Here is a 24,713-nt window from a genome sequence, read left to right on the forward strand (position 1 = left end):
TAATGAGAAATGTAATCTGTTTATTGGTTTTTATGTTGATGGGTTTTGTATCAGCTCAAAAAAACGAACTGAAAATCATCAATAAGCCTATCAATTATTCTGAAGAAAGAGTTCGTTTAAGTTTGGAATATCTGAAAGAGCATCACGGTTTGGTTCAGAAAATACCAACGATTGTTCCGAAAATGATCGTTCTTCATTATACGGCAGGCGGAAATGTGGAAAATAATTTTAAATATTTCAACAAAACGCATCTTGAAAATGCAAGAAACACTTTAAAAAAGCAAAGTACGCTGAATGTTTCTTCACAATTCATCATTGACAGAGACGGAACGGTTTATCAGTTGATGGAACCGAATCAGTTTGCCAGACATACGATTGGTTTGAATTACTGTGCCATCGGAATTGAAAATATCGGAAGTAAAAAAGAACCGCTTACGGACAAACAGGTTTCCGCGAACGCACAACTCATAAGATATTTAACCCAAAAATATAAAATAGAATACCTCATCGGACATTCGGAATACGGAATCTTCAGAAATTCAAAACTCTGGAAAGAATCTGATCCGAATTATTTCACAGGAAAAGAAGATCCAGGAAAGGATTTTATGAACAAAGTAAGGCTTCAGACCGCCGATTTACATTTAAAAGATAAACCATAATGAACATTTTATTTACCAAAAACCTAGATCCTGCGATTGTAACCAAAGAATTGGGAGACAGCATTTCGTTTGATTGTGTTGAGGTAATTAAAACAAGTTCTCTAACGGTTGAGTCTTTTGATCTCAAAGATTATTCATTGATTTTTACCAGCGCAAAAGGAGTAAGCTCCTTTTTTAAGAACGGATTTAAACCCAACGAAGATTTTACGGCGAAAAACTACAATAAAATCTACTGCGTCGGTGAAAAGACGAAAAAAGAGCTGAGAAAAAACGGTTTCGGAACGTTTAAAGTCCTTAAAAACGCGGAAGAGCTTTCACGGTTTATCATTATGCACTGTCAGCAGGAAAAATTCCTTCATTTCTGCGGAAACATCGCATTAGACGTGCTTGACAAAAATCTTCCCCTTCAAAACATCAGCTACAGAAAAATAACGGTCTACAATACGGAGGAAATCAATCCGCTGATAAATGAAAAATATCATGCCGCAGTGTTTTTTAGTCCGAGCGGAGTTCGTAGTTTTGCAAATCGAAATTCTTTTGGGGGTATGATTCTGGTTTCCATTGGAGAAACGACTGCCAATGAGCTCAGAAAGCATACTTCAAAGCCTGTTTTGGTTTCGGAAGGAAGCACATTACTGTCTGTTCTGAAGCTGATCCGAAAAGAGATTTTAAATAAAAATTGATATTTTAATTGTCATTCTTGGCAATAAAGTCTAGTATATTATGATTAAAAACGACCTATACTTAAAAGCACTTCGCGGAGAAACCGTAGAAAGACCGCCGGTTTGGATGATGAGACAGGCTGGAAGATATTTGCCGGAATTTATTGCATTACGCGATAAATACGACTTCTTCACAAGATGTCAGACACCGGAACTTGCTTCCGAAATTACCGTACAGCCGATCAGAAGATTTCCTTTGGATGCAGCGATTTTATTCTCTGATATTCTCGTTGTTCCGCAGGCAATGGGAATTGATTTCAAAATGAAGGAATCTGTAGGTCCATGGCTGGATAATCCGATCAGAACGATGGAAGATGTGCAGAGTGTGGTGGTTCCGGATGTGAATGATACTTTAGGTTATGTTTTTGATGCTATTGAACTGACTTTACAGAAATTGGATAATGAAATTCCGTTGATCGGTTTTGCAGGTTCTCCGTGGACGATACTTTGCTATTGTGTGGAAGGAAAAGGAAGCAAGGCTTTTGATATTGCTAAATCTTTCTGCTTTACGCAACCGGAAGCGGCACATTTATTACTTCAAAAGATTACTGATACAACGATTGCTTATCTTAAAAGAAAGGTTGAAAAAGGAGTTTCTGCGGTTCAGGTTTTCGATTCCTGGGGCGGAATGCTTTCTCCGGCAGATTATCAGGAATTTTCATGGAAATATATTAACCAGATCGTTGAAGCTTTAAGCCCTTTAACGCACGTTGTGGTTTTCGGAAAAGGATGCTGGTTTGCTCTGGAAGATATGGCACAGTCGCCGGTTTCTGCTTTGGGTGTTGACTGGACGATTAAACCTGAGTTTGCAAGAACTTTAACCAATCATACAATGACGCTTCAGGGAAATTTCGATCCTGCAAGACTGCATTCTACTCCTGAAACAATTAAAAAAATGGTGACGGAAATGATCAACCGTTTCGGAAAAGACCGTTACATTGCCAATTTAGGACACGGAATTTTACCGAATATTCCTGTGGAAAATGCAGAAGCGTTCATCAGAGCGGTGGTGGATTGGAAACCGAATGCTGAGTTTTAGTATTTAAATACACATACAATAAAAAATCCCTTTCAAAAAACCAATTGAAAGGGTATTTTTATGAGTAAAATAATCAATAATTACTTGATTTCTGTAATGAATTCTTCTTTTGGTTTTCTTACTTTGGTTAAATTCACTAACCAGTCGTTAGAAGCATCTCTGTACCCGATAGGTAATAAGAGTACGCTTTTTAAACCTTTTTCCTGCAGGTTTAAAACCTTATCAACTTCTTGCGGAATAAATCCTTCCATTGGGGTAGAATCTACTTCTTCGAAAGCGGCTGCAATAATCGCTGCTCCAAAACCGATATAAGCCTGTTTTGCGGCATGAGTGAAGTTCTCTTCAGCAGATCTTTGCGGATAGATACTCAACAGCATTTGTCTGTAATTTTCCCAACCTTCATTTTTAAATCCTCTTACTTCATTGGTAAGATCAAACATTCTGTTGATTCTTTCTTCTGTGTAATTATCCCACGCTGCAAAAACCAACAGATGCGAACAATCTGTAATCTGCGGTTGATTCCACGCGTGAGGCTTGATCTGTTCTTTAACTTCCTGATTGGTTACAACAATAATTTCAAAAGGCTGTAAACCACTTGATGTAGGCGCCAGTCTTGCAGCTTCTACTATTTTATCCACTTTTTCCTGTGGTACTTTCTGACCGTTCATTGCTTTGGTAGCATATCTCCAGTTCAGTTTTTCAATTAATTCCATAGATTAAATTTTAACTCCACAAAATTAAATGATGTACCACAATTTTTGATCTATGATTTTCAAATTTGATTTATTGGTATTATCTATAATGCAGAATTCTCTTCCACCGGAATGGAAATCTGATCGGCAAAATACTGCTCCAGATCTTTCAGAGTTTCAGGATTGGTCTGAATATCTTTTACCAATTGCCCTTTGTTTACCACTACAATTCTGTTGCAGACTTCTGTGGTATGCGAAAGATCGTGGCTAGAAATAAGAAAAGTCACTCCGTCCTGTTTAGACAGTTCTTTAATTAAATTTTTAAGCTTAATCTGTGTGGAAGGATCCAGATTGGCAAAAGGTTCATCCAGAATAATGATTTCGGGATTTCCGATGATGGCGCCCACAATTCCAACTTTTTTCTGGTTTCCTTTGGAAAGATCACGGACATATTTTCCCGAATTTAAAATTTCACCGCTGAAAAGATCATGAAACTGTTTTAAAAAGGCATCTACAGAAGCTTTGTTCTGCCCTCTCAGTTCACCGATGAAATAGAAATATTCTTCCGGTGTAAGATATCCGATGAGGAAAGAATCGTCTACAAAAGCAGAAACTTTGTTTTTCCATGCTTCAGATTCATTTACTTTTATCCCGTCGATGCTTACAAATCCTGTAGAAGCCTGAATAAGATCAAGCATTAAGCTGAAAAGAGTGGTTTTTCCGGCTCCGTTGTTTCCTACCAGACCGAATGTTTCCCCTTTCGGAATTTCCAGATGTTCTATATTTAAAACGGTTGCTTTACCGTATGTTTTTGTTAAATTATTAATGGTGATCATATTAATCTTTGTTTTTGAATGCTTCTAATGTACTGTATTTTTCTACCTTGTAGTGTTTTACGATAATATCGAAGATCTTTTCTCTGATGAAAAATCCGATTACTCCCAGAACTCCGATACTGATAACTCCCGCTGTAATACTGAAAAATTTCTGCATCAATGCGAAAACAAGCATCGGAAGAAACATCTTCGGAATTAAAAGCAGAAGCGCTTTTACGTTAAAGCTGTTTTTCTGTCCGAATCTTTTTTCTTTGGCATTAAGATCCATCTGCGTTTTGTTAAAAGCGCCCGACCAAAGTGTAAACTGAGAATTTACTCCGATATTGTAAATTCCGGCAGCGAAGAAGGTGAGATACATTTCCCAACCGAAATAGGCATAGCAAACCGCCAGAATCATGGAAAAAGCGGTGACAATATTCATCAGCCACCATTTTGCTTTCAGGTATTCTTTGTAAGGAACATTCAGCGTCATCATCAAAGGATAGTAAGAGCTGTCGAAAGCAGGAACCCTTTGTCCGAACATAAACTGAAATCCTCCGGTTACAAATAATCCCATGAACATCATCATTGCAGGTGTTTTGTAAATCGGTGACGAAAACATCAGCAATCCGTAGAAAAGAAACATAATGCTTCCCCACAAAATTCCTTTCGTTACCTTATTGCGTTTCAGCATTTTAATATCGTTATTGATGAACGTTCCGATTGCTCCGTATTTGTTGAGAAAGGTAATATTCTCGGTTCTTCCAATTTCTTTTTTAGCTTCCAGACCTTCATCCAGATAAAATATTTTCCGGATATGGTTATAGCAGATTTTCCACAACCCGAAAAACAACCCGATTGAAATCACTACAAAATAAGGCCTTTCAAAAAAATTATAAAAAAACTGCTCAGAATAATCCAGAACCGGAACAATATTGTAATACGCCAATCCTGCAACTGTTGCAAAAATACATCCGACAAAAATGGCAATGGTTTCTTTATCGTTAAAAAGAATGTTGATAAAATTATTCAGGTAAAATAACAACGAAATCCCAATGAGCCATCCAACAACGCCTAAAACATCATATCCGTTGAATAATGCAATGATGGAAAAAGTAATCAGGAACAGGGAATTGAACCAACTGAAAGCTGACAGAAATGTTTTTCCCAGCATATAATTCACCAATGTCTTTTTGGGAATATTGAGCGTAAGAAACGGCTTGATATTCTGTGTCGGCAATTCCTGCCATATATATTTGGCAATGAGATCAACCGCCCACGCTGCAATCATGAATTTTGAAACCACTTTAAAGGGATTCTGATGCATTTCTTCCTGTATAAAAAAAAACGCGACAAATGCCCCTCCAACAAGACAAGCCATAAAATAAAGAATCCCGATAAAACGAAGAATCTTCATTGCCAGATTGATTCCTAAAGAACTGCCCCGAAAAAAGCTTTTGATTTCTAATCTGAGGAATTTTAAAAACATAGCTATCTTTTATTACATTAGTTTGTATAAAGATAGAATTGTTACAGAAATTGAATATTGTATGGATGGAAAAAGAAAACCGCAGAAATTTTCTGCGGTTTTCTTTTATTTTTCATTTTCCAACTTATCCAATCTTTTCTTTATAGATTTGATTGATCTAATAAGATATATTCCTCCGATTAATATAGCAATGTATAAAATAAAAGTTAAAGTTTGAATAATAATAGCACTAGAACTTGGTGATGAAATAGTAGTTTCCATATGTGAAATTTTAATTTGGTAAATCTATGAAAGTTGCTGAAATTATTTGACCAGTGGTTTGATTTATTTTTATCAAAACTTTTGCATAGTTTTTATATTTAACATCAATACCAACGACAGAAACTCCTACTTTTTCATATCCAAAAACTTCCAATGTCAAAACATTGTTGTTGGTATTTGAAGTATAATTTGATTGTGCCCATTCGTATACAAATCCCACTCCAATATATTCTTCAGATGCTACAGAATCATATGTCCATAAATTATTTACCTTTTTTAATTTAATTTCAATATTAATACCAGTATTATAAATACCCATCCTGTTAACTCTAAGTCGTGTAATTTTTTCTTGCCCATTATCAAAGATAGTACTATTAGAATATGATGAATTACTTATATCATTAGTTAGAAAATTTTTAAAATCGCTCATTGTATTAAATACTAACACATTATTTGAACTTGTAAAATTTTCAAAAATAAGATTAGGATTTCCATTTGGATCCAAAAACCAATTCTGAAACTGCTGTATTGTTACCGTAGAGTTGCTACTAAAGAAATCTATTGAGAAATTCACATAACTCGTATCACTCGACAAAAGTAAAGCCTGATAACATTTAAATTTATTCTCTGCCGATAAACTGTTATACAGAGCCCAATGAGAAGGGTCTGCATACACATGGATAAGCCCATCCACATTAGGAGTTGCACCGCCACCGTAATTATCTCCTGCTCCGTTAAAATCATCCGGAGCTTCCTCATCGCAGGTATTTGCAATACCATAAGAGCCTAATCTCCAGCATCCATTACAATCTCCATCATTGGAGTCTGTATGTCCCGCCCAACATTGGAAATACTCTGTCATATAAAAAGAAGATCCACACTTGGAAGCTTGTGCTTTTTTTGAAATAAACTCGCATTTGTAACCAACCTTGTTATTGCTCTCAGGAATAATAGCAGGAGTAAATTTTACTAAATATTTTTTCCAGCTGTCTATCTTTTTAGTAAATACCAGATTGTAAAAGACTCCGATTTCAGTTTCGTTTTTCTTTTTTAGATATATTGCGTATTCGTTAACCTCTCCATTCTTTAAGGTTTTCTTTATTTTGGCTGTATCCATGATAAAATCAGAAGGATTATAATCTTCCGTAAAGTCCTGCACTTTTGCCATCAAAGAGCTTTCATCCGGAGATTTTGTAGCCTGTAATACTTCTTTAAAGCTTGCATCAAACTTCGATTTGTGGGTTTGATCAGATAGAATATCTGAAGTGTTTTCTGTTCTGCAGGAGAACATACACATTAATGCTATAAGCATTATGAAATAAGATTTTTTCATTTTGTTATTAATTTTTAAAGTTGTGAATTTATATTTTTTTAATTCTAATCAATACAGGGAAAACCCCATATCTTTGTCCGTAGTTTTGCGGTTTATTTTATCCCGACCTATTCAGTGTTTTCATCGCTTTCAGATTTTTTAATTAAACATTTTCATGTGCAAAAATAAATTTGCGGTACGGCAAAAGCTGTCGTATTAATTTTAATAAAAAGCCTTAGACAAAATTGATCAGAAGATAGAATCATGCAAAAGGCACGGAGCAAAAGCCAATCGGTTAAGAGGTACTGCGAAGAACCCTGCATCCAGAAAGACTTAGCCCGTGCCAGTTATAGATACACGGGCGTAAGTCTATCATTTCTTTGGATGCATAAAGAAGATTCGCAGTTTTCTTAATCCAGTATGATAGCTTACGCTTGTTTCGTTAAAATTATAAATCAAAAGTAATCATTTTTTTGAAATGAAAAACAGCTTTGTTTTTATGTTAAATAGACCCCAAAATAAAAAAGACCTCTGAAAATCCAGAAGTCCTATATCTTTTATTTCGTTAAAAATTATCCTATCAATTCTTTCGCCTGCGCCAAAGCCGCTTCGGTAATCTTACTTCCGGAAAGCAACTGGGCAATCTCGTTCAGCTTTTCTTCGTCACTTAATGGAACTATAGTAGACTGAGTTTTTCCGGCGATGTCCTGTTTCAGCACTTTGTAATTGTTATTTCCTTTTGCGGCAACCTGCGCTAAGTGAGAAATAACGATAAGCTGCATATCGGCAGACATTTCCCGCATTAGATTTCCAATCTCTTCGGCTACTTTTCCGGAAACTCCAGTGTCGATTTCGTCTAAAATTAAGGTTGGAAGTTCGTCACTTTCTGCAATGATCTTTTTTACCGCCAACATTACCCTTGATCTTTCACCACCGGAAATTGCTGTCTGTATCGGCTTTAACGGAAATCCTGAGTTTGCCTGAAACAAAAGCTGGATATTTTCTTTTCCGAACGGGTTGAATTCGGAGGTATCAAAAAGTTCAATATCAACTCTGGCTTTTTCTAGCCCCAGTTTTTTGAGTAAAGATTCTGCTTTTTTGATGAAAACAGGGATGCTCTTTTTTCTGTTTTTCGAAAGCTTTTCAGCCAAAGACTGAAGTGTTTTTTCTTTTTTGGAAATATTTTCTTCTACCTCCTCAATCTGAGCCTCCAGTTCGGACGTGCCCTGCTGTTCTCCGGCTAACTGATCTCTGATTTCTTTGAGTTCCGTAAGATCGGAAACATTATGTTTTACAAAAAGATTATTGATTCTGTTGTTTAATTCAACCAGTAACGCTAAATTTTCCGGATTTACTTCTATGCTTTCCGCTTCATCTTCAAGCTCGGAGATAATGTCTTTTAATTCTACAAAAGACATTTCAAGCCTTTCATCAAGTTCCGCAAAACTCTGTGAAACTTCCGCAATTTTAGCAAGTTTATTTTTCGCTTCATTAAAAAATGACAAAATTCCTACTTCTTCCTGATGAAATCTTGATAAAACCTGAGCCAGATTATCGGAGATCATTTCCGCATTTTCCTGAATGGAAAGCTGATTCTGAAGTTCTTCATAATCTACATTATCCAGATGAAGTTCCTGAAGCTCGTTCAGAAGAAATGCTTTATAGTCACTTTCTTTATTGGAATCCGAAAGCTGAGTCTGTAGTTTTTTAAGCTGTGTTTTAAGGCTTTGAAAATCTGAAAATTCATTCTGATACTCATGAATGATTTGTTTGTTTTCAGAAAGTCCGTCAATGATTTTAAACTGATATTCTGCCGTAAAAAGATTCGACGTTTCAAACTGGGAGTGAATGTCGATCAACTGAGAAGACAGTTCCTTTAAAATATCCAGTGTTACAGGAACATCATTAATAAATGCCCTCGATTTTCCGGAAGGTAAAATTTCCCTGCGGATAATGGTCTGATGTTCATAATCCAGATCATTTTCGATAAAGAATTTTTTGAACTGATTGTTCAGGGAAAATTCTGTTTCTACGATGCTTTTTTCTTCTGCTTTTGAGATCGATTTTACATCTGCTCTTTCGCCCAGAATCAGTCGGAGCGCACCTAAAATAATAGATTTTCCCGCACCGGTTTCTCCGGTAATCACCTGTAAACCGTTGTGCAATGATACTTCAAGCGTATCAATAAGGGCAAAGTTTTTAATGTAAATTCTCGAAAGCATTGATAATAGCGATTATTTGGCTATTGCAAATATAGAACTTTAGATTTCAGAATTCAAGAGAATTACTGTTTCCATTTATTCCATCTGGCATCAATATTTTTTGGCGAAAGGATGATCATTTCATTCTTAAGATCTCCTAAAACAATTCCTCCGTTATTTCCGGAATTGAAGATATTGAAAATCTCATCTGCCTTGGAATCCATGAAAAGATTGAAGAAATATGCCTGCTGGAAAGAGTTTTCGTATTGTTTTAACTGCATTAAAGCATCAAAAATTACTTTTTTACCCTGGCTCTGATCCTGATTGAAAAGATTATCCAGTCCGGCTCTGTGATAAGAATAAATCGTAGCGCGAAGCTGGCTCCAGTTCGGGCTCATAATTTCTTTAATCAGAATAGAACGGCTTCTCGGCTCATTAATCTGCTTCCAGCCGTCATAGGTATTCTGAGATTCCCCGTTCTGTGCAATCTGCTGTGCTTTCTGATACCATTGTGTTCCTGCCATCGACTGAAAACTGTCTGCATCCATTCCCAAAATAACGTACACATAAAAACTGATGACATCAATTAAATTTTTTCCGGAAAACTGTCTTTCGTTGAAGATAAGGTTTTCGTTTTCCACGTAATCGAAAGAAAATCTGGTATCCTGAAGGTTAAGCAAGGGAGATTCATACGTGGTGTTGAAAACCGGACGAACTGCCTGTACCACAATACTTCCTTTGAAACGGTTTCCGTCTCTTTCGCTGATCACAATGGCGAAGTTGGATTTTATTTTTTCAAAATTCTGCAGTCTTTTTCCTGTCCAGCTAGTATTGTTGATGAAATCTCTCAGACTTTTCTCCAGAGCTTTGTAGGCAGACTGGTTACTTCCTCCCAATTGCTGGGAATTCACCTGTACCGTTGCCAGTAACTCCTGAGAAAAACTCTGACTGAATAAAAACAGAAGTAAAAATATGCTTAAAAATTTTTTCATTATCTTCTAAAAATTGAGAACGGAAATTTATTAAAATTATTTTAAAAGTTGAGACTCAACAAAATCCAAAATGTCTTTTGCTACCTCTTCTTTAGATTTCAGATCAAATTCTGTTTTTTCCGTTTTGGTAAATATCTTTATTTTATTGGTATCATTTTTAAAACCGGCTCCTTCATCCCGAAGCGAGTTTAAAACGATCATATCCAGATTTTTCTTTTCCAGTTTTCCTTTGGCATTTTCCTCTTCATTCTGAGTTTCCAATGCAAAACCGACCAAAAACTGATGGGTTTTCTTTTCACCCATGGTTTTAAGAATGTCCGGATTTTTAACCAGTTCGATCGTTAAATTTTCGTCATTCTTTTTGATCTTTTCCTTTGCCACTTCTTTCGGAGCGTAATCTGCAACGGCAGCACTTGCAATTCCGATGTCTGTTGTATCATAAAATTCCAGAACTTTCGATAACATTTCTTTTGCTGAGGTTACTTTGTGTAATTCAATATTTTTATTATTGATTTTCTGAGAGCTCGGTCCCGAAATTAAGATTACTTTTGCGCCTCTTTTTGCGGCTTCTTCCGCCAGAGAAAACCCCATCTTTCCAGAGGAATGGTTTCCGATGAATCTCACAGGATCAATGGCTTCATACGTTGGACCGGCTGTAATTAAAACCGTTTTTCCGGCTAATGTTTTTTCAGTTTTGGAGTCAAAAAAATCTTCGATTGTTTGTGCTATGGTTTCCGGTTCTGCCATTCTTCCCTGCCCGATTAATCCGCTTGCCAGTTCGCCGCTTTCCGCCGGAATAATATGGTGTCCGAAACTTTCTGCCAATTCCAGATTTCTGGTTGTAGACGGATGTGCATACATATCCAGATCCATTGCAGGAGCAATAAAAACAGGACATTTTGCAGACATATACGTTGCAATTACGAGATTATCGCATAACCCATGAACCATTTTAGACAATGTACTTGCCGTGCATGGCGCAACAATCATGACATCTGCCCACAAAGCCATTTCCACGTGACTGTTCCACGTTCCGTTATCGCTGTAAAAGTCTGAATAAACCGGCTTCTTAGATAAAGTGGAAATACTGAGTTTCGTAACGAAATTTTCTGCATCAGGCGTCATAATCACCTGAATTTCGGCTCCTTTTTTTACAAAGTCACGGATCAGAAAATGGATTTTATAGGCTGCAATTCCTCCGGAAATCGCGATGAGAATTTTTTTACCGGAAAGACTCATTCAATTTTAATTTTTAAGAATACTAAATTACTTATTTTTTCTCACAAAGCCGTCCAAACAACAAAGGTCATAAGAAAAAGATTTTCTTATGACCTTCATATATAAAAAATACACTGATTTTTATTTTCTCTCTTCAGTTTTTCTGAAGTACACATCATCGTTCAGCCATTCTTCAATTGCAATAGAAGTCGGCTTTGGAAGTTTTTCGTAATGTTTAGAGATCTCGATCTGTTCTCTGTTTTCGAAAACTTCTTCCAATGTAGAATTGTGAACAGCAAACTCATCAAGCTTATTGTGAAGTTCTGTACGAATTTCAGCGTTGATCTGCTCTGCTCTTTTTCCCATGATAACAATCGCTTCGTAGATTGAGCCTACTTTGTCTTCAATCTTATCCTTATCGTAAGTAATGGTATTTACTTCTGCTTTTGTATCTTTTACACTCATTTTGAGAATATTATTTTTATTTAAGTTCGCAAATTTACGAATTATCTTTTAATTTTGAAAGTCGCCGCCGGCGGAGGTGTGCTAAGCGCTGCACTGTCCCTCTGAATCTGCATTGCTTTCTTCTCTGCTTCTACCTGATCTTTCTCCTGCTGAATAGTTTTTGCCTGTTCTGCATTCTTTGCTTCCAGCCTTTTCTGTTTTTCTGTTAAAGCAGCAATTCTTGCTTCCGTATTCTTCTTAACTACCGCAAAATCTTTCTTTTCTTTTTCAAGCTTACTTCTGATTTCCAAAGCAGTTTTAGCAACTTCCGTATTCGGCATTTCCTTTTCGATCTGTTTTGTGAAAGATAACGCACTTTCTATACGCTCATCTTTAAGATCATAAATAGATTTTGTAGCGAGCTCATAACGGGATTTTACGATGTAATCATAAATCTGCGGACGAAGTTTTGTACTCGGAAAATCTTCCAGAACGTTTTCAAATGCTACGTTGGCTGCTTTGTATTCTGCCATTTTATAGTATTGTCTTGCATTTTCATACGCTTTGAATTCAAGCTTGTAAGACAATTCGTCAATAAGAGTATTGATATTTTTAGATCTTTCTGAATTAGGATAATTATTTAAGAAATCCTGAAGTTCATTAATCGCAGTTTGTGTGGTAGACTGATCCAGATTATAATCCATTGAACCTTCGTAGTAACACAGAGCAGACATATATGCCGCCTCTTCCCTTCTTTTATCCTGAGGAAAGCTGATCGCAAAATTTTTAAACTGATTTCCCGCTAATCTGTAGTTTTTGTCGTAATAATTCGCATACGCCGAATTAAAAACCACATTGGGAGCATCATCTGTTCCTGCAACAAGGTTCGGAAGCCTGTCGTAAAGTGCTAAAGCGTTTTTCCACTTCTTTTTAGCAAAGTTTTCATTGGCGGTTTTTAAGATAAGATTTTTATCCGCACTTTTCATTGCTCTTTCCTGCTTACTTACGCACGAAGCTACTACTGCTACAGTAAAAATACCTAAAATATATTTTTTCATATAAAAAGTTCAACAGTTTTCGGATTATTCAGCCGATTTACTAATTTGCAAAAATATAACTTTTTTGCCAATAGATTTTTTTTTATGATTATTTAACGTAATTTTAGTCTGCAGCGTATCCCAAAATGGCAAAAACCGTCATTAAAAGATTCATTCTCACTTTTTTCTCTGCTTCCTTTGTGTAGGTTTCCTCGCTTTTGTTCGGAACATACAATTCATAAAAATTCCGGTTGCGGATCACGAATAAGGTGGAACCGATAATGGTTGTTAAAATATCTTCAGGTTTGGGAGTGAAGGTAAAAACGCCTGAAGCCACGCCTTTTTTAATGACTTCGTCTAATTTTTTAACGAAAAGCTGATAAAAATCCAGCAGTTCATCTTTTAAATTTTCTGTATGGCGAAGTTCCTGCGTAACAAACCCATGGAAATAATTATATTTAAATAACTGAGAAACAATATATTTAATAATTTCTTTGAGCTGCATTTCCGGCTTCCCGTCTTTAATGGTATCTGCAAACTCTGAAAAAGTCTCTCTTGTTTTTAAAACCCTGTACTGATAAAGATACGACATCATCTTTTCTTTCGAGCCAAAATAATAAGAAATCATTGCAACATTAATATTTGCCTTCGAACAAATATCTCTGACGGAGGTTCCCTCATATCCTTTCTTTGCAATAAGTTCTTCCGCGATATCTAAAATATGTATTTGCTTTTCTGTAAATTTTTTCTTCATGAAGTGCACTTTGAGTAAAGTTATGAAATTTTTAACAAATTTATAAACGTTCGTTTAAGAAATTTACGTTAAATCTAAATTAATAGTATTTTTGATTAATGGATTTTTTTGACTTTCATCATCATAAGAAAAATATGCCAAACGGAATTTACAATCTGGATATTGAACAGATTCCGCCGGATTTTCCGTATTCAATAGGCATTCATCCGAAAGATATTGATGTGAATAATCTTGATAATCAGTTTAAATGGATGAAAAACATGATTTTTGAAAACTGTTTTGCACTCGGTGAATGCGGTCTGGATTCTTTCGCTGAAACCGGAGAGAAAATTCAGGAAGAAGCTTTTTTAAGACAGATAAGGTTTGCAAATGAGGTTAAAAAGCCAATAATCATTCATTGTGTACGGAAGTTTTATGAAGTGATTTCTTTTAAAAAATATTCAGAACAGCCCATGATTATTCATGGTTTTAATAAAAAAGAAAGGATAGCGGAAGATCTGCTGAAAAATAATTTTTACCTGAGTTTTGGAAAAGCGGTTTTGTATAATTTATCTTTGCAAAATACTTTGAAAATTACTCCTTTAGATAAAATCTTTCTGGAAACCGACAATGACGATTTCAGCATCGAAGAATTGTATGAGAAAGTATCTGAAATAAAGGGAATTTCGCTGGAAAATTTAAACAAACAGATTTCGGAAAATTTAGAGACAATAAAAAATGGATAAATACTGGTTGGAAAGAACGGAGCTTCTCTTAAAAGAGGAAGGTTTGGAAAAGTTGAATAAAGCAACAGTTTTAGTTGTCGGTTTGGGTGGTGTCGGTTCTTTTGCGGCAGAATTTCTTGCAAGAGCCGGAGTCGGAAACATGACGATTGTAGATGGTGACACGGTAGATATTACAAACATTAACAGACAGTTGCCTGCTCTACATTCCACAGTAGGAAAACATAAAGTTGAGGTAGTTGCTGAAAGATTGTTAGACATTAACCCAAAACTTAACCTCATCAAAATCAACGAATTCCTGAATCCTGAAAGAATGGAAGAAATTCTTGACAATGGAAAGTTTGATTATGTTCTGGACTGTATCGACAGTGTAACGCCTAAACTTTGCCTGATAAAAGCAGCAAAAAAGAGAAAAATAAAACTTGTAAGTTCTATGGGAGCCGGAGGAAAAACCGATCCGAGCAAAGTGATGGTGAAAGACATCAGCAAAACCCAGAACTGCTATCTTGCAAAACAGGTAAGAAAAAGACTTCGAAAAGAAAAGATAAACAAAGGATTTAAATGTGTTTTCTCTGATGAGCTTCAAAAAGACGACAGTTTAAAAATGACGGACGGAACAAATTATAAAAGATCTTTTTACGGAACCATCAGCTTTATTCCGGCAATTTTCGGGTTGTATGCCGCAGCGGAAGTCATCAATTATTTAACCAAGAAAAATTAATTTTTTACCGCAGATTTTACGAAAGTTTCGGATATTTTTGTCTGAATTTTTAAAATCTGTGGGAAAAACATCATACAAATCCTATCTTTACAGTCCGTAAATGACAAACTTCAGATATCCCAGAGCCGAAAAACTCAAGAAAAATACCGAGATCTCTTTACTTTTCGAAAAAGGTAAATGGAGAACGAATGGGAATCTGAGAATCATTATTCTTAAAAACAAACCGACAACACCTGTAGAAAGCACGAAATTTGCGGTTTCGGTTTCCAAAAAATATTTTAAAAAAGCGGTTCACAGAAACCGTATCAAAAGGCTTTTAAGAGAATGTTACCGTCTGAATAAAGATCTTTTTAAAGAAGCTTTCGGCGATAAAACAATGGCGATGATGTTTTGGGCATCTCCGGAAATGCCCGAAAAATTTCAGGATGTAGAGGCACAGTTTATCAAGCTTTGTCAGGCTCAGAAGAAGTCTTAATCTTTTCTATCGCTTAATTTTCAGGTTGAATTTCATTCAACAGTATTTTTATCAGAAAATTTCTCAGAATTTATTTTTTTGTACCTTCGGGAAAACAATCAATCTGAAAATTAATATGTTAGACAACGTTCCTTATTTACCTTATCTCCTGAGTGCATTTATTGGTATCGGACTGGCTGCAGCAAGCGGATTCAGAGTATTTCTTCCGATGTTTGCCGTAAGTCTTGCTTCGTATATGCACTGGATTCCCATGAACGAAAATTTTGAATGGCTTTCCGGACTTCCCACTTTAATCACCACCGGAATTGCAACCGTTGTAGAAATTTTAGCCTATTATATTCCTTTTGTAGACCATTTGCTGGATACGATTTCTGTTCCGATGGCGACGATTGCAGGTTCTGTTTTGTTTGCCAGTCAGTTTGCAGATCTTGGAACTTTTCCACAGTGGGCTTTAGCTTTAATTGCAGGAGGGGGAACTGCAGCAACCATCAGTTCAGGCTTTGCGGGGCTTCGCGCTGCATCTACGGCAACTACGGGAGGCTTGGGAAATTCGGTCGTCGGAACAGCGGAAACAGCCGGAGCAGGAATCATGGCATTTCTGGCAATGGCAGCTCCTGTTATTGCCGGAATCTGCGCAATTTTAATTGTTATAGGAGTTATCCTGTTCGGGCGAAAACTATGGCGGAAATTCAGGAAAAATAAAGAACTTCCTCAACAGACATAAAGGCAAAAGAGCGGAAAAATTCTCCGCTCTTTTGTTTATTTTGCTTTCCTGTTATAATTTCCAAGAAGAATTCCCAAAGGACCTATGACGGGAAAAAGTATTAATGCCAAATAAGGCAGAATTCCTGATTTTGTTCTCAACAGAACAGCAATTGCCGCAATGTATAAAATAATGACCGCAACCGCACCAAGAAGGATTTGAAAAGCGTTAATTGATAATAAGCTCATTCTATCGTTTTTAGGTTATCCTTTGGTTCTGAAATCTTTAATTTCCTGAATTTTACCTTCGTAATATTTTTTCTTTTCGGGAGTTTTCTTAATCAAAATTTCAAATGCTTTTATAGCTTTAGTGTATAATTTCTGCTCAAAATAAAGATTTGCCAGAGTTTCTGTCATCAAATGCGAGATATCGTCTCCTTTTTCTTTCACGACAAATGTACTTTCTTCTTTTAACTGACTGATTCTCGGATTGTTTTCGATAAAAGTTTCAATCACTTTTGTTTTCAGATCGGTTTTCTCCTCTTTAGGTTTTTCTTCCGTTCTGTCGATTTTCAGCCAGCTTTGCCATGTATTGATGAAACCCGGAACATTACTGTCGAACGTGTTCGGTTTGGCTGTTTTTGCAGGTTTTTCCACAGGAATTTCAACTGTATTTTCTTCTTCTTTGCTTTCCTGTTTGGATTCTTCTGTCATTTTTTCTTTTTCTGGTTGAGGAATCGTCCATCCCGATCCGAAAAACGAAACGTTCATTACCGGAACTTCCTCTTTATTTTCTTCTGAATTCTCAGAAATATTTTCATCCGTGTTTTGTTCAACGGCATCTTCAGAGATTTCGGAAACTATGCTTTCTTCAGAATTTGGCTCAGTTTCGGCTTCTGCTATTTGCTTCTGCTCTGCAATTTCCGGTTGCTGAATTTCCACTGTTTTATCTGCTTTCTGCTCTTCAGTTTTAGGCTGCACAACTTCAGAAGATTTACTGATCAGAGAATCGGGAAGGTTGGAATCGAAAGACATTGGTTTCCATGCAGATTTCACTTCAGTTTCTTGTTTTTCTTCAGTGATTTCGGCTTTTGGTTCTTCAATCTGTTCAGAATCGTTTTCTGCTGCATTTTCCGTTTTAATTTCTTCCTGAGTTTCCGTTTCAATAGGTTTCACCTCAAAACTTTGGGTTTCGGCAAAACTGATGTCGTGGCCGATATTTTCAGGTTCTTCTTCTTTTTTATGTTCTTCCGCAGCTGCTTTTTCCTTCATTTTCTTCTCCACTTCCTCAATCAGACGGCGCATTTCGTCTTCATGTTTATTGAGGTTAAGCTGAGGTACTTCTGCAATTTTATCTTCTGTATTTGCCTGAATTTTTACTTCCGGAAGGAAAGATTCTGTTCCGTGGAAACTTAGTTCAGCATCATTCTGAACAACCTTTTCTTCTTTCTCGGATGAAATTTCATCTTCATCAATAATGGTTTCAGGCGTAAATTCTGCGGACTCTTCTGATGAAATTATTTCTGAATTTTCAGACTCATTGCTCTCATTTTCCGGTTCTTCAACAGATTCATTTGCAGAGACCTGTAATTCTGGAAGGAAAGTTTCTGTTTCATGGAAGCTTAATTCTGATTTATCTGAAATTTCTTCTTTTTCAGTTTCATTACTTAGATTTTCCTCTTCAACAATCGTTTCAGTGGTAAATTCTGACGTTTCTTCAGAAGGCTTTTCCTCTGAGTTTTCAGCTTTATCTAAAATATGATCAGACTGCTCTTCTGTTGATTTATTTTCTTCTTTCTGAATTGCAGATGCAGCTTCCTGTTCAGAGAATTCTGATTCCGAATTATCTGGAATTTTCTCTTGCGCAGGCTTAGAATTTAAGTTTTCTTCTTCAACGGTAGTTTCAGGAATGAATTCATCATTTTCTTCTACAGCCGGAATATTTTCAGTCGGTTTTTCTTCCGAAGCATGCTCTTCTTTTTTCTCAGCTTTCTGAGTTACGATAGAACCGGATTCCAGCGTGGATTCAAGATCAATTGTTTCAAAAGTATCATCTTCAAGAAAATTTTCTTCTCCTTCGAACAGAATTCTGTTTCGTTCTCCGTTTACATACAAATGCTTAATTTCTTCTCTCGGAGGCGGAAGAATGCGGTTTTCTTCTTCTGATGTAAGGATTTGCGGTACCGTTTCCTCAACGATTTGCTGCTGAGTTTCAGCCACAGGATTTTCTTCTCTTTTAAGCGGAAAACTACCCGCCTTTGTCTGATACAAAATCTTAAGCGGATTTTCCGCAGGAATGATTTTCTCCTTTACCGTTTCCTGTTTTATTTCAGGTTTCGGCTTCTGCTGAATTTTACCGTTAATCAGCTGATAAAGAATCTTTTTATCTGTGGTATAAGCAGCTGTTGCAGAAAGTACTTTCTGATAATTGTCTTTATCATACAGATGTACTCCATACAAATACAACGCTCTGATATTCTGAATATAGGGAAAAGAATTAATCTCTTCTTTCAGAAGATGGAGATCCTCTGACTGAATGTTTTTCGGGGTCTTTAATAATTCTAAAACTCTATGATTCATCTTACCAATTCGCTACAATATCGTTAAATATCTTGTTTATAATTCTGTCCGTCGCAATTTTCACCTGAGAAGATTCTATCTCAGACTGGGAAAGGCTGCTGTTGAACACCGCTTCATCACTGTATGTTCTGTCGAAACTCAGCTCCGGATGAAGCTTATTCTCGTAATGAACTTTCACCGTGATGGTAAGTTTGTTCTGAGATTGCTGTACAACTCCTCCTGTACTCTGATTGGTAACCGTGTTGGAACCAATCGTTGTCGGTGTAATAGAATAATCCGTTATTTCACCTTCCACCAGAATGTCGGGATTTTCCTTTGTCCCTTTCAGAGTGGTTCTCTGAAGGAATCTGTTCTGGACATCTGTTGAAAACTGTTGCGACAATGTGGGATTTACCAAGGGGGCATTGTTGGGAAATTCATTAATCTGAATTGTTTTTTCATCTTTAAGAGATGATCCCGTAAAACTGTAACACGAATTCAGCACTGACAGACACAGTACTAAAAGCCAAAATTTTGGCTGTCCTATTTTAATATTTTTAATTTTAAAATTCATTTTTAATTCCAATTTCCTGAATTTCGTCATAAGTAACCTGCTTTAAAGCATCTTCATACGCAAAATAGTGAGAAGCATATGCAAAAGGTATTGTAAAAATCAAGCCAATAAAACATGCGATAACACCTAACTGAGATAAAAATGCTACCGCCAGTGAATATAAAAAGATGGACCAAAGGTTTCCTTTACTCATCACAGAAGAGATTTTCCATGCCTGTTTAATCCCTGTAACTCCTGCAAGGGAAATTAAAGCGGGCATATAAAAACCTTTCAGGGCTACGAATAAAATCCCAACATACACAAAAAACATATAAATGAAAAAAAATGCAGGCGGTCCGGCTGAAGGATCCTCTTGTCCCATTGCGACCATCATGATAATCATGGGAATATAAATGACCATTACTCCGGCGAATAAAATAAGCTGAATCATGAAGTAAGGCATGAAATTATCAAAATTGAAAATATCTCCTGCGCTTACCTGTCTTCCGGCTCTTAAATCACGGCAATATTTATAGAAATTTCCCACTGCCAAAAGTCCGCAGAAAGGAATGATTGACATCACCATTGCAAGGAAGAAAGCTCCTAACAAATTTCCAAAGTTTGCCTTATAGAATTCGTATCCGTCGCTGATGTAATTTCCTAATTTGAAATTGACCGGTTTTGCATTAATTTTCACCATGATTTAATTTTTAATTTATTATTCTTCTAAGTTATACTGTTTTATTTTTCTGTACAAAGTTCTTTGGGAAATTCCCAGTTCATCCGCTGCCTTGTTTCTTCTTCCTTTATGCTTTTCCAGCGCTTTGATAATCAGGTCTTTTTCGTTATTCTGAAGCGATAAAGATTCCGGTCTGTTTTCTTCAATTTCAATATCTTCAATATCTTCGTAGCTGTTGTCCGGCTCTGAAATAATTGTCGGATTCTGAACTACCGGATTATGATTACTGCTGTTTTCAAAATACAGTAAAGAACCCGGAGCAACATTCTGCTGTGTTTCAGGAGTGTAAATTCTGTTGATTAAGTTTTTCTCGTGACTGCTCAGATCGGATGTTCCTCTGTTTTTTATCAATTCCGAAGTTAAGGATTTTAAATCATTAATATCGTTTCTCATGTCAAATAGAATTTTGTACATGATTTCTCTTTCGCTTCCGAAATCGTTCTGTTTTGGTGTATTCGGAGTATTGACAACCATGGGAAGATGTGATTCCATGGGAATATATTCCGCCAGTTTTTCAACTTCTACGTGTCTGTTTCTTTCTACTACCGTCATTTGCTCCACCAGGTTTCTCAACTGACGAATATTTCCGGGAAACGTATAATTTTCGATGTAATGTACTGCACTTGGCTCAAGTTCCAGTTCCGGCATTCTGTATTTTTCAGCAAAATCGATTGCAAATTTTCTGAAAAGCAAATGAATATCCCCTTTTCTTTCACGCAAAGGCGGCATATCAATCTGCACTGTATTGAGACGGTAATAAAGATCTTCGCGGAATCTTCCGTCATGAATTGCCTTCATCATGTTCACATTTGTTGCAGCAACAATTCTTACATTGGTTTTCTGAACCTGCGAAGAACCTACTTTCATGAATTCGCCGCTTTCCAAGACACGAAGTAAACGAACCTGCGTCTGTAAAGGAAGTTCTCCAACCTCATCTAAAAAGATCGTTCCGCCATCGGCAACTTCGAAATATCCTTTTCTGGTTGCTGTAGCTCCTGTAAATGCTCCTTTTTCGTGTCCGAACAATTCGGAATCAATCGTTCCTTCGGGAATTGCTCCACAGTTAACGACAATATAAGGCTGATGTTTTCTTTTGGATTCTGAATGGATAATTTTTGGAATAAATTCTTTTCCTACTCCACTTTCCCCGATCACAAGGACTGAAATGTCGGTCGGTGCGACCTGAATAGCTTTTTCCAAAGCACGGTTTAAAGCCGGAAAGTTTCCGATAATTCCGAAACGGTTTTTTATATTTTGAAGCTCGTTGCTCATAAGTAAATTTTTAGATTATTGATTTGAATATGATTTACATTAATTAATTGTAAATCTGCTGTTTAGTTTAAAAATAATTGAGTTTAAATTTAACTTACAGCGTCTAAATAATCTTTATTTCTGACTTTTGAAACTCTGGTTTTAAAATATAAAATTTCAGCGAAGAGATTTTCTCTGCTGTTCTTTTCAAAATTTTTCAGGAGCTGATTATGTTTTTCTTTTTCAGAAAAATCTGTTCCTGTTTTATTTTGTTGAAAATTGTTCTTTTGTTTATTTGGAAAAATTTTACCGATAAGATCAACTGCAGGATGCTTTTGACTGATCGTTTTATTCTGTACAGGATTTTCTTTTGTACAGGTTTCCTGCAAATTTTCGCAATCCTGATTTAAAATCCGGTTATAAAGCTCATAAAGCTGTTTACAGTCTTCACTTTCGGCTGTTCCGTTGGAAATTTGAGCTGAAATATTGCTGCAGATTATTACCAACAATACACTTAGGCAATATTTATGAAATTTTTCCATTGTCTGAGTTTAAAATGTTAATAAAATCTTGTTTACTTGGCAATATGGTAAAATATTTACTTGCAAAAATCTGTTCGTTATCTTCCGGTAAAGTATATCTTACCAAAGCTTCACTTTTATCCTGACAAAGAATAATGCCTATCGTTTTATTTTCACCTTCAAGGCGTTTTTCTCTATCGTAATAGTTGACGTACATCTGCATTTGCCCGATATCCTGATGTTTCAGCTCACCGATTTTTAAATCTATTAAGACAAAACATCTCAAAATTCTGTTATAAAACACCAAATCTATACGGAATTGCTTTTCATCAAAGGTTATTCTGTCCTGTCTTGCAACAAAGGTAAATCCGGTTCCTAATTCCAGAAGAAAATGTTCCAGTTTATCAATTAATTCGGACTCTAATTCGTTTTCAGAATAATGAGGCTTTTCAGACAGTCCCAGAAATTCCAAAACATAAGGATCTTTGATGAGGTCTTTTGGCTTTTCTATAATTTGTCCTTTTTCAGCAAGCTGAAGAATCTCTTCTTTATTTTTGCTTAAAGATAGTCTTGCATATAAAGCAGAATCATACTGTCTCTGCAATTCTCTTAGGCTCCAGTTGTTTTTATAACTTTCAATTTCGTAGAACCTCCTTTCATTAATATCAGTGATTCTCATTAACTTCAAATAATGAGACCATGAAAGGTTGAATTTTATAGAATCTTGCCGGGCTGGTTTTTGATTTGTTATTATTCCTGATTCGTCAGACAGTGTTTGTCCTTTTTCATTATGCTTATCCGAATCTTGCAAAAAGACAGACGGTGTTTGTCCTTTTGAATAGACAATATAAAATTGCCTAATTTGTTTAAGATTTGAAACAGAAAACCCCTTACCAAATCTTTCTGTCAAATGTAATGACAAATCTTTAAGAACAGCTTTTCCATATTCCGCTCTGTCTTCCCCATTTTGTTCATCTTCCACAATCATTCTTCCTATTTCATAATAGGTAAGAACGATGGTTTGATTTACAGCGACAGCAACTTTTTTTCTTGCATTATCGAGTAATGAAGAAATATTTTTTAAAAGTTGTGTATTCTGTAAATCTTTCATTTTGAAAGAATATTCTCAATTTTATATTAAACTTACTCACTATTGAGATGCACGCAGCCCGACTTGAGTGAAGCTCTTTTTATTTTTCCAAAAAATAAAAAAGCAGGAACGAAGGCATACATGAGATAAAAGCGAAGGCTTTAATCGAAAGCTACGAACGAAGTTCTAAGCTGCCCAATAAATTACTTTACCGTTTCCCCTAAAAGTGTGCCCTGTGTATTGTCAAAAACAAAAACGTCCACAATGTCACCAATTTTCTGACCTTCCAGTTTATCGAAAACGCAAACTGCATTCTGGGAATTTCTTCCTTTCCACTGGTTTTCGTTCTTTTTTGAAGTTCCTTCAATTAAAATCTGGTGAACTCTTCCTACATAAGATTTCATTCTTTTTCTGGACAGTTCTCCCTGTAAAGCAATGACTTCCGCCAAACGTCTCTGTTTAACGTCTGCCGGAATATTGTCCTCCATCTTTTTGTGAGCAGGAGTTCCCGGTCTTTCTGAGTAAGCGAACATATAACCGTAGTCGTATTCCACTTCTCTCATTAAGCTTAATGTATCCTGATGATCTTCTTCTGTTTCGCTGCAGAAACCGACGATCATATCCTGAGAAAAAGCAACTTCGGGAACGATTTCTTTTGCTTTTTTAATTAAATCTAAATATTCTTCGCGGGTGTGCTGTCTGTTCATGGCTTCCAGCATATTGTTACTTCCGCTCTGAACCGGAAGGTGAACATATTTACAGATGTTATCGTGTTTTGCCATCATTCTGAATACATCCAGACTCATATCCTGCGGATTGGAAGTAGAGAAACGGATTCTCATTTCAGGAACGGCTTTTGCAACCAAATCAAGCAACTGGGCAAAATTCACGGCTGTAGCTTTCTGCATTTCAGATGCTTTGGCAAAATCTTTTTTAGGACCGCCTCCATACCAAAGGTAAGAATCTACGTTTTGTCCTAATAGGGTAATTTCTTTATAACCGCTTTCCCAAAGGCTTTTACATTCATCCAGAATAGAATGCGGATCACGGCTTCTTTCTCTTCCTCTCGTGAAAGGAACAACGCAGAACGTACACATATTATCGCAACCTCTTGTAATCGTTACAAAAGCTGTAACCCCATTTCCACCTAAACGAACCGGATTGATATCTGCATATGTTTCTTCTTTGGAAAGAATTACGTTAATGGCATCTCTTCCGTCTTCGGTTTCTTTTAAAAGATTAGGCAAGTCTCTGTAGGCATCGGGACCAACCACAAGATCCACCAACTGTTCTTCTTCTAAGAATTTGGTTTTTAATCTTTCTGCCATACAGCCCAAAACACCAACCGTCATGTTCGGTTTTTCTTTTTTCAGGTTTTTGAACTGGGAAAGACGCATTCTTACGGTCTGTTCGGCTTTTTCACGGATGGAACAGGTGTTTAAAAGAATTAAATCTGCATCTTCCGCTTTTAAAGTGGTATTATACCCCTGCTCATTAAGTATGGATGCAACAATCTCAGAGTCAGAGAAATTCATCTGACAACCGTAGCTCTCCAAGAATAATTTCTTTGAGTTTTCTGCTTTTTCCGCAATGGCAAAAGCTTCTCCCTGTTTTGTTTCGTCTATATATTTTTCCTGCACGATAATCGAATTTTAGGTTTAAAATTTAACGTCTAAGGTTCTACACATACAGGTTTGAACTCAAAACATTAAATTCTGAACTTATTGAATTTGCAAAGATACAAA

The 24,713-nt window shown here is 36.3% G+C and carries 26 protein-coding genes; 7 read left to right on the forward strand and 19 right to left on the reverse strand.

Going from position 1 to position 24,713, the window contains the following annotated elements:
* The first annotated feature begins 2 nt into the window (after positions 1 to 2).
* Genes AC52CF_RS20295 through hemE form a run of 3 tightly spaced genes read left to right on the forward strand, consistent with a single transcriptional unit; the run spans position 3 to position 2,420 of the window.
* Positions 3 to 659 (forward strand): peptidoglycan recognition protein family protein, encoded by a 657-nt coding sequence (locus AC52CF_RS20295; protein WP_214588035.1) that lies wholly within the window; start codon positions 3 to 5, stop codon positions 657 to 659.
* Positions 659 to 1,342 carry a uroporphyrinogen-III synthase gene (locus tag AC52CF_RS20300; protein ID WP_214588033.1) on the forward strand — a complete coding sequence of 228 codons (684 nt, stop codon included), beginning with the start codon at positions 659 to 661 and terminating at the stop codon, positions 1,340 to 1,342. The genes AC52CF_RS20295 and AC52CF_RS20300 overlap by 1 nt, the downstream gene beginning before the upstream one ends.
* A gap of 40 nt (positions 1,343 to 1,382) precedes the next feature.
* Positions 1,383 to 2,420, forward strand: coding sequence for a uroporphyrinogen decarboxylase (hemE, locus tag AC52CF_RS20305; protein WP_214588032.1), 1,038 nt, complete (start codon positions 1,383 to 1,385; stop codon positions 2,418 to 2,420).
* 80 nt (positions 2,421 to 2,500) lie between these two features.
* Here hemE and AC52CF_RS20310 read toward each other — a convergent pair whose 3' ends face one another.
* The 11 genes from AC52CF_RS20310 to AC52CF_RS20360 form a co-directional block, all read right to left on the reverse strand.
* Positions 2,501 to 3,133 (reverse strand): nitroreductase family protein, encoded by a 633-nt coding sequence (locus AC52CF_RS20310; protein WP_214588030.1) that lies wholly within the window; start codon positions 3,131 to 3,133, stop codon positions 2,501 to 2,503.
* A gap of 83 nt (positions 3,134 to 3,216) precedes the next feature.
* On the reverse strand, positions 3,217 to 3,948 hold the full coding sequence (locus tag AC52CF_RS20315) for an ABC transporter ATP-binding protein (RefSeq protein WP_214588029.1): 732 nt from the start codon (positions 3,946 to 3,948) through the stop codon (positions 3,217 to 3,219).
* Position 3,949: 1 nt separating this feature from the next.
* Positions 3,950 to 5,416: a DUF5687 family protein gene (locus tag AC52CF_RS20320; protein WP_375180901.1), complete on the reverse strand. Its 1,467-nt coding sequence runs from the start codon at positions 5,414 to 5,416 to the stop codon at positions 3,950 to 3,952.
* A gap of 105 nt (positions 5,417 to 5,521) precedes the next feature.
* Positions 5,522 to 5,677 (reverse strand): hypothetical protein, encoded by a 156-nt coding sequence (locus AC52CF_RS20325; RefSeq protein WP_214588027.1) that lies wholly within the window; start codon positions 5,675 to 5,677, stop codon positions 5,522 to 5,524.
* A gap of 10 nt (positions 5,678 to 5,687) precedes the next feature.
* Positions 5,688 to 7,010 (reverse strand): hypothetical protein, encoded by a 1,323-nt coding sequence (locus AC52CF_RS20330; RefSeq protein WP_214588025.1) that lies wholly within the window; start codon positions 7,008 to 7,010, stop codon positions 5,688 to 5,690.
* 551 nt (positions 7,011 to 7,561) lie between these two features.
* Positions 7,562 to 9,211 carry a DNA repair protein RecN gene (locus AC52CF_RS20335; RefSeq protein ID WP_214588024.1) on the reverse strand — a complete coding sequence of 550 codons (1,650 nt, stop codon included), beginning with the start codon at positions 9,209 to 9,211 and terminating at the stop codon, positions 7,562 to 7,564.
* A 62-nt stretch (positions 9,212 to 9,273) separates the two neighbouring features.
* Entirely contained in the window at positions 9,274 to 10,182 is a 909-nt protein-coding gene (gene porD / locus AC52CF_RS20340) for a type IX secretion system protein PorD (RefSeq protein WP_214588023.1), read from the reverse strand.
* A 36-nt stretch (positions 10,183 to 10,218) separates the two neighbouring features.
* Positions 10,219 to 11,421: a bifunctional phosphopantothenoylcysteine decarboxylase/phosphopantothenate--cysteine ligase CoaBC gene (gene coaBC / locus AC52CF_RS20345; RefSeq protein ID WP_214588022.1), complete on the reverse strand. Its 1,203-nt coding sequence runs from the start codon at positions 11,419 to 11,421 to the stop codon at positions 10,219 to 10,221.
* 120 nt (positions 11,422 to 11,541) lie between these two features.
* A complete protein-coding gene (locus tag AC52CF_RS20350; protein ID WP_002983982.1) occupies positions 11,542 to 11,865 on the reverse strand; it encodes a DNA-directed RNA polymerase subunit omega in 324 nt (107 codons plus the stop codon).
* A gap of 41 nt (positions 11,866 to 11,906) precedes the next feature.
* The gene (locus tag AC52CF_RS20355; RefSeq protein WP_214588021.1) at positions 11,907 to 12,902 is read right to left on the reverse strand and encodes an outer membrane protein assembly factor BamD; all 996 of its coding nucleotides are present in this window, start codon (positions 12,900 to 12,902) and stop codon (positions 11,907 to 11,909) included.
* Between the two features lie 103 nt (positions 12,903 to 13,005).
* The gene (locus AC52CF_RS20360; RefSeq protein WP_087708520.1) at positions 13,006 to 13,635 is read right to left on the reverse strand and encodes a TetR/AcrR family transcriptional regulator; all 630 of its coding nucleotides are present in this window, start codon (positions 13,633 to 13,635) and stop codon (positions 13,006 to 13,008) included.
* Positions 13,636 to 13,733: 98 nt separating this feature from the next.
* Between AC52CF_RS20360 and AC52CF_RS20365 the strand changes: the two genes are divergently transcribed.
* The 4 genes from AC52CF_RS20365 to AC52CF_RS20380 all read left to right on the forward strand — a co-directional run bounded on the left by AC52CF_RS20365 (position 13,734) and on the right by AC52CF_RS20380 (position 16,277).
* Positions 13,734 to 14,360 carry a TatD family hydrolase gene (locus AC52CF_RS20365; RefSeq protein WP_214588019.1) on the forward strand — a complete coding sequence of 209 codons (627 nt, stop codon included), beginning with the start codon at positions 13,734 to 13,736 and terminating at the stop codon, positions 14,358 to 14,360.
* Positions 14,353 to 15,078 carry a tRNA threonylcarbamoyladenosine dehydratase gene (locus tag AC52CF_RS20370; RefSeq protein ID WP_116098296.1) on the forward strand — a complete coding sequence of 242 codons (726 nt, stop codon included), beginning with the start codon at positions 14,353 to 14,355 and terminating at the stop codon, positions 15,076 to 15,078. The genes AC52CF_RS20365 and AC52CF_RS20370 overlap by 8 nt, the downstream gene beginning before the upstream one ends.
* A gap of 100 nt (positions 15,079 to 15,178) precedes the next feature.
* Positions 15,179 to 15,553, forward strand: coding sequence for a ribonuclease P protein component (gene rnpA, locus AC52CF_RS20375; protein ID WP_076391353.1), 375 nt, complete (start codon positions 15,179 to 15,181; stop codon positions 15,551 to 15,553).
* Between the two features lie 115 nt (positions 15,554 to 15,668).
* Positions 15,669 to 16,277 (forward strand): DUF4126 domain-containing protein, encoded by a 609-nt coding sequence (locus AC52CF_RS20380; protein ID WP_214588018.1) that lies wholly within the window; start codon positions 15,669 to 15,671, stop codon positions 16,275 to 16,277.
* Between the two features lie 35 nt (positions 16,278 to 16,312).
* On the opposite strand, the gene AC52CF_RS20385 is transcribed toward AC52CF_RS20380, so the two are convergent.
* The 8 genes from AC52CF_RS20385 to miaB all read right to left on the reverse strand — a co-directional run bounded on the left by AC52CF_RS20385 (position 16,313) and on the right by miaB (position 24,608).
* Positions 16,313 to 16,504, reverse strand: a complete 192-nt coding sequence (locus AC52CF_RS20385; protein WP_214588016.1) for a hypothetical protein — start codon at positions 16,502 to 16,504, stop codon at positions 16,313 to 16,315.
* A gap of 15 nt (positions 16,505 to 16,519) precedes the next feature.
* Positions 16,520 to 18,835: a DUF8458 domain-containing protein gene (locus AC52CF_RS20390; protein ID WP_375191117.1), complete on the reverse strand. Its 2,316-nt coding sequence runs from the start codon at positions 18,833 to 18,835 to the stop codon at positions 16,520 to 16,522.
* Position 18,836: 1 nt separating this feature from the next.
* The gene (locus AC52CF_RS20395; protein WP_214588012.1) at positions 18,837 to 19,388 is read right to left on the reverse strand and encodes an LptE family protein; all 552 of its coding nucleotides are present in this window, start codon (positions 19,386 to 19,388) and stop codon (positions 18,837 to 18,839) included.
* Complete coding sequence (locus AC52CF_RS20400; protein WP_375181528.1) at positions 19,378 to 20,067, reverse strand: hypothetical protein; 690 nt, start codon at positions 20,065 to 20,067, stop codon at positions 19,378 to 19,380. Before AC52CF_RS20400 ends, AC52CF_RS20395 begins: the two co-directional genes overlap by 11 nt.
* 18 nt (positions 20,068 to 20,085) lie before the next feature.
* The gene (locus AC52CF_RS20405; RefSeq protein WP_375181527.1) at positions 20,086 to 21,378 is read right to left on the reverse strand and encodes a sigma-54 interaction domain-containing protein; all 1,293 of its coding nucleotides are present in this window, start codon (positions 21,376 to 21,378) and stop codon (positions 20,086 to 20,088) included.
* A gap of 89 nt (positions 21,379 to 21,467) precedes the next feature.
* Complete coding sequence (locus tag AC52CF_RS20410; RefSeq protein ID WP_375181526.1) at positions 21,468 to 21,899, reverse strand: hypothetical protein; 432 nt, start codon at positions 21,897 to 21,899, stop codon at positions 21,468 to 21,470.
* Positions 21,883 to 22,989: a PDDEXK nuclease domain-containing protein gene (locus tag AC52CF_RS20415; RefSeq protein ID WP_235132463.1), complete on the reverse strand. Its 1,107-nt coding sequence runs from the start codon at positions 22,987 to 22,989 to the stop codon at positions 21,883 to 21,885. Before AC52CF_RS20415 ends, AC52CF_RS20410 begins: the two co-directional genes overlap by 17 nt.
* Before the next feature lie 182 nt (positions 22,990 to 23,171).
* Complete coding sequence (miaB, locus tag AC52CF_RS20420) at positions 23,172 to 24,608, reverse strand: tRNA (N6-isopentenyl adenosine(37)-C2)-methylthiotransferase MiaB (protein WP_375181525.1); 1,437 nt, start codon at positions 24,606 to 24,608, stop codon at positions 23,172 to 23,174.
* Positions 24,609 to 24,713 lie beyond the last annotated feature (105 nt).

The organism is Chryseobacterium sp. 2P (assembly GCF_059579425.1).

What these genes read in the sequence shown, in the direction of transcription:
- AC52CF_RS20295 (WP_214588035.1), top strand. Translation starts at nt 3, where the DNA reads ATGAGAAATGTAATCTGTTTATTGGTTTTTATGTTGATGGGTTTTGTA.
- AC52CF_RS20300 (WP_214588033.1), top strand. Translation starts at nt 659, where the DNA reads ATGAACATTTTATTTACCAAAAACCTAGATCCTGCGATTGTAACCAAA.
- hemE (WP_214588032.1), top strand. Translation starts at nt 1,383, where the DNA reads ATGATTAAAAACGACCTATACTTAAAAGCACTTCGCGGAGAAACCGTA.
- AC52CF_RS20310 (WP_214588030.1), bottom strand. Translation starts at nt 3,133, where the DNA reads ATGGAATTAATTGAAAAACTGAACTGGAGATATGCTACCAAAGCAATG.
- AC52CF_RS20315 (WP_214588029.1), bottom strand. Translation starts at nt 3,948, where the DNA reads ATGATCACCATTAATAATTTAACAAAAACATACGGTAAAGCAACCGTT.
- AC52CF_RS20320 (WP_375180901.1), bottom strand. Translation starts at nt 5,416, where the DNA reads ATGTTTTTAAAATTCCTCAGATTAGAAATCAAAAGCTTTTTTCGGGGC.
- AC52CF_RS20325 (WP_214588027.1), bottom strand. Translation starts at nt 5,677, where the DNA reads ATGGAAACTACTATTTCATCACCAAGTTCTAGTGCTATTATTATTCAA.
- AC52CF_RS20330 (WP_214588025.1), bottom strand. Translation starts at nt 7,010, where the DNA reads ATGAAAAAATCTTATTTCATAATGCTTATAGCATTAATGTGTATGTTC.
- AC52CF_RS20335 (WP_214588024.1), bottom strand. Translation starts at nt 9,211, where the DNA reads ATGCTTTCGAGAATTTACATTAAAAACTTTGCCCTTATTGATACGCTT.
- porD (WP_214588023.1), bottom strand. Translation starts at nt 10,182, where the DNA reads ATGAAAAAATTTTTAAGCATATTTTTACTTCTGTTTTTATTCAGTCAG.
- coaBC (WP_214588022.1), bottom strand. Translation starts at nt 11,421, where the DNA reads ATGAGTCTTTCCGGTAAAAAAATTCTCATCGCGATTTCCGGAGGAATT.
- AC52CF_RS20350 (WP_002983982.1), bottom strand. Translation starts at nt 11,865, where the DNA reads ATGAGTGTAAAAGATACAAAAGCAGAAGTAAATACCATTACTTACGAT.
- AC52CF_RS20355 (WP_214588021.1), bottom strand. Translation starts at nt 12,902, where the DNA reads ATGAAAAAATATATTTTAGGTATTTTTACTGTAGCAGTAGTAGCTTCG.
- AC52CF_RS20360 (WP_087708520.1), bottom strand. Translation starts at nt 13,635, where the DNA reads ATGAAGAAAAAATTTACAGAAAAGCAAATACATATTTTAGATATCGCG.
- AC52CF_RS20365 (WP_214588019.1), top strand. Translation starts at nt 13,734, where the DNA reads ATGGATTTTTTTGACTTTCATCATCATAAGAAAAATATGCCAAACGGA.
- AC52CF_RS20370 (WP_116098296.1), top strand. Translation starts at nt 14,353, where the DNA reads ATGGATAAATACTGGTTGGAAAGAACGGAGCTTCTCTTAAAAGAGGAA.
- rnpA (WP_076391353.1), top strand. Translation starts at nt 15,179, where the DNA reads ATGACAAACTTCAGATATCCCAGAGCCGAAAAACTCAAGAAAAATACC.
- AC52CF_RS20380 (WP_214588018.1), top strand. Translation starts at nt 15,669, where the DNA reads ATGTTAGACAACGTTCCTTATTTACCTTATCTCCTGAGTGCATTTATT.
- AC52CF_RS20385 (WP_214588016.1), bottom strand. Translation starts at nt 16,504, where the DNA reads ATGAGCTTATTATCAATTAACGCTTTTCAAATCCTTCTTGGTGCGGTT.
- AC52CF_RS20390 (WP_375191117.1), bottom strand. Translation starts at nt 18,835, where the DNA reads ATGAATCATAGAGTTTTAGAATTATTAAAGACCCCGAAAAACATTCAG.
- AC52CF_RS20395 (WP_214588012.1), bottom strand. Translation starts at nt 19,388, where the DNA reads ATGAATTTTAAAATTAAAAATATTAAAATAGGACAGCCAAAATTTTGG.
- AC52CF_RS20400 (WP_375181528.1), bottom strand. Translation starts at nt 20,067, where the DNA reads ATGGTGAAAATTAATGCAAAACCGGTCAATTTCAAATTAGGAAATTAC.
- AC52CF_RS20405 (WP_375181527.1), bottom strand. Translation starts at nt 21,378, where the DNA reads ATGAGCAACGAGCTTCAAAATATAAAAAACCGTTTCGGAATTATCGGA.
- AC52CF_RS20410 (WP_375181526.1), bottom strand. Translation starts at nt 21,899, where the DNA reads ATGGAAAAATTTCATAAATATTGCCTAAGTGTATTGTTGGTAATAATC.
- AC52CF_RS20415 (WP_235132463.1), bottom strand. Translation starts at nt 22,989, where the DNA reads ATGAAAGATTTACAGAATACACAACTTTTAAAAAATATTTCTTCATTA.